The following is a 3263-nucleotide window of genomic DNA, read 5'->3' as shown; positions in this document are numbered from 1 at the left end:
CCGGCAGGTGTTCGACGCGCGGCTGGTGGCGGCGGCGACCGCGGCCGGGGCGGAGCTGCGCCGGCACACCGTACGCGCGGTGGAGGTGCGCGAGGACCGGGTGGTGCTCGACGGGGACCTGGCCGCCCGGGCGGTGGTCGGAGCGGACGGGGCCGGCTCGGTGCTGCGCCGGACACTGGGCCACCCGGCGAACCCGGACCGCCACCTGGCGCTCGCCATCCGGGGCTACGCCCCGGCTCGCCCCGGCCCGCCCGAGCAGCTCATCGTCACCTCGTCGCCGCGCTGGCCCGCGTACGCCTGGTCCTTCCCGATCGGTGACGGCCAGGCCAACGTCGGGTACGGGGAGGTGCTGCGCGGCGAGCCGCTGACCCGCGCCCACCTGCTGGACCGGCTGGCCGCCCTGCTTCCCGGCACCGACCCGGCGGCCGTGACCGACCTGCGCGCCCACCACCTGCCGCTCTCCACCCACCGGCCGGCGCCGGGGCGGGGCCGGGTGGTGCTGGCCGGCGACGCGCTCTCACTGATCAATCCGTTCACCGGCGAGGGCATCTTCTACGCGCTGCGTTCCGGGGCCCTGGCCGGCGCCGCCGCGGCCGGCAGCCCGGACCGGGCCGCCCGCCGCTACGCCGACGCCCTGCGCCACCGGCTCGGCACCCACCTGCGGCACAGCTCGGTGGCGGCCTGGCTGGCCCGGCGCCGGTGGGTGGTCGATGCGGCGGTGCGCGCCGCCCGCCGCGACGAGCGGGTCTACCGGACCGTGGTGGAGCTCGGACTGGGTGACGGACGTCTCGACGCCCGCACCCTGGGCATGATCGGCTTTGGCCTGGCCCATACGACAGCTTCAGCTCGGCGCGTCTGACGCCGCGCCGCGACCTGAAGCCGTCGGCGATGCGCGACCGAGACACTGATCTCCCACGCGGGTCGCTACCCTGCAAGGTGATGACTCTGCGGAAACTCCTCTACTCCGTGTACGAGCGCCGGCTCACGGCGAAGCTCGCGGGCAAGCCCGTGCCCCGGCACGTCGGCGTGATGTGCGACGGCAACCGCAGATGGGCCCGGGAGATGGGCTTCGTCGACCCGAACGACGGCCACCGGATGGGCGCCGAGCGGATCAAGGAGCTGCTGCGCTGGTGCGACGCCGCCGGTGTCGGGCACGTCACGCTCTGGCTGCTCTCCACCGACAACCTCTCCCGGCCGGCCGCCGAGCTGGACCCGCTGCTCCAGATCATCGAGGACCTCACCACCGAGCTGGCCGAGGAGGGCAACCCCTGGCGGCTGCGGATGGTCGGCGCCCTCGACGTGCTGCCCGCGCACCACGCCGCCGCCCTCAAGGCGGCCGAGGAGCGCACCCGGCAGCGCGGCGGCGGGGCCCAGGTCAACATCGCCGTGGGGTACGGCGGCCGGCGGGAGATCGCCGACGCGGTCCGCTCGCTGCTGCTGGAGCACGCCGCGACCGGCGGCACGGTCGAGGAGCTGGCCAACTCGATCGACGTCGACCACATCTCCGAGCACCTCTACACCAAGGGCCTGCCCGACCCGGATCTGATCATCCGGACCAGCGGCGAGCAGCGCCTGTCCGGCTTCATGCTCTGGCAGAGCGCGCACTCGGAGTTCTACTTCTGCGAACTCAACTGGCCCGACTTCCGCCGGGTCGACTTCCTGCGCGCCCTGCGCTCCTACGCCACCCGCCAGCGCCGCTTCGGCGCATAACCCCCCGGCGGGTTCAGCGCAGGTGGGGGAGGGCCTCGGTGAGGAAGTCGCCGAGGGCGGCGGGGGAGTCGAGGGTGAGGTCGGCGGCGTCGGCCACCTCGTGGCCGGTCTCCGGGTTCGCCACGGCGACGCAGACGCCGAGGAACTGCGGGTCGGTGGCGGCCCGGGCGCGCAGCGCCGCGAACGCCTTGATGTCGGAGACGTCGTCGCCGAAGTACCAGGCGCCGCCGGCGTCCCGGACGGCCTCGCCGATGACCATGCCCTTGTCCCGGTCGACGGGGGGCTTCAGCTCCAGCACCATGCGCCCGGCCTGGCAGCGCAGGCCCAGCCGCTCGGCCCGGGCCCGGCCCCACTCCTGCACGAGGTCGCCGAGCTGCGGCGCGGTGCGCCAGTGCAGGGCGACGGAGAGCCGCTTGAACTCCACCAGGGCGCCGGGCGGCAACTCGGCGCGGGCCTGCTCGGCCAGCTCGGCCATGGTGGGCACCCAGGGCAGGGCGGCCGGCTCGGTGACGGTCTCGCCGCCGGAGTGGCTGTGCTCCAGGCCGTAGAGGCCGTAGAGGTCGATGCCGGCGAGGCCGCCGAGGTGGTCGCGGAGGAACTCCACCGGGCGCGCGGAGACGATGGCGATCCGGCGTACCCGCGGGGCGAGCGCCTCCAGCGCGGCGAGCACCTTCGGCGCGGGCTGGACGGCGGTCGGGTCGTCGTCGACCGGCGCGAGGGTGCCGTCGAAGTCGAAGAAGAGCACCACGTCGCCGGCGCGGGCGGCGGTGGCACGCCACGCGTGCTCGGCGTCCAACGGGGTCTTCGGCTGCTGGTTGCCCAGATTCAACGGCGGCACGCGCGACAGCGTACCCCGGTCACGGCGGCGTATTCGTGGCCGAGATGTGTCGTCGGGACGACGCGAAAGGTCAGCGTTCGGCGGCTCCCCGTCCCCGACGCCCGAACGGCACCACGGCCGCTTCCTGCCCGTGGCTCAGCAGGTAGCCCTCCACGAAGCCGGTGTTCCGGTCGCCGGTGTGCGCCTCGATCTCGTTGAGCCGCGCCACCAGGAACTCGGTGAGCGCGCTGACCCGGTCGTTGAGCCGGTCGTGCAGCTCGGCGACGACGGCGAGAACCACCGCGGTGCCGGCCGTGATGAGCGCGAAGAGATTGACGACCAGGGGAAGCTGCCCGCCGTCCAGTACGCCGACCACCACGTTGCCGGTCACGCACGATGTCACCGACACCACCGCGACCACGACTGCCAACCATTTCAGGGTCATGGACAGACCCCTCCTTCTGTCCCGCAGGGCTGGGTTCGGCTGTGTCCCGTCCCCCCGCCGACGACGAGCCCCGAGCAGTACAAACAGGGACGCTAGCGCGTCCGGTCCGAGCCCGTAGGGCATCGATCGGATCTGTCCGGCCGTTCTTTCGCCATTTGCGGAACTAACTGGAGTGTCGTCTATCCGGCCTGTCTGTCTCGTTTTCCGGAATCGGCCGGGAGTGTCGGGCGGTAAGCGAGGTAGCGAATGGTTTCCCGGATGTGGAACTTCTCCGCGTCGGAGACGTTCGGG

Annotated in this window: 4 protein-coding genes and 1 pseudogene; 2 read left to right on the top strand and 3 right to left on the bottom strand. The window is 73.2% G+C overall.

The annotated features are described in order from the left end of the window. The coding region (locus tag ACW0Q9_RS29950; protein WP_456187033.1) for a geranylgeranyl reductase at window positions 1–859 on the top strand (859 nt) is incomplete at its 5' end. A gap of 80 nt (window positions 860–939) precedes the next feature. Next, a complete protein-coding gene (locus ACW0Q9_RS29945) occupies window positions 940–1710 on the top strand; it encodes an isoprenyl transferase (protein ID WP_456187031.1) in 771 nt (256 codons plus the stop codon). A gap of 13 nt (window positions 1711–1723) precedes the next feature. On the opposite strand, the gene otsB is transcribed toward ACW0Q9_RS29945, so the two are convergent. The 3 genes and pseudogenes from otsB to ACW0Q9_RS29930 all read right to left on the bottom strand — a co-directional run. Then, the gene (gene otsB, locus ACW0Q9_RS29940) at window positions 1724–2548 is read right to left on the bottom strand and encodes a trehalose-phosphatase (RefSeq protein ID WP_456187029.1); all 825 of its coding nucleotides are present in this window, start codon (window positions 2546–2548) and stop codon (window positions 1724–1726) included. Window positions 2549–2618: 70 nt separating this feature from the next. After that, window positions 2619–2972 (bottom strand): hypothetical protein, encoded by a 354-nt coding sequence (locus ACW0Q9_RS29935; protein ID WP_091314007.1) that lies wholly within the window; start codon window positions 2970–2972, stop codon window positions 2619–2621. A gap of 179 nt (window positions 2973–3151) precedes the next feature. Next, a pseudogene (locus tag ACW0Q9_RS29930) lies at window positions 3152–3263 on the bottom strand (transcriptional regulator); the annotation flags it as partial.

This window comes from Micromonospora sp. I033, assembly GCF_053890995.1.
The sequence above is the reverse complement of the archived record's forward strand: the minus strand, read 5'-3'. Positions and strand labels throughout refer to the sequence as shown.

Bases quoted from the DNA above. Each gene is read 5' to 3' on its own strand.
- ACW0Q9_RS29945 (WP_456187031.1), top strand. From the start codon at position 940: ATGACTCTGCGGAAACTCCTCTACTCCGTGTACGAGCGCCGGCTCACG.
- ACW0Q9_RS29935 (WP_091314007.1), bottom strand. From the start codon at position 2,972: ATGACCCTGAAATGGTTGGCAGTCGTGGTCGCGGTGGTGTCGGTGACA.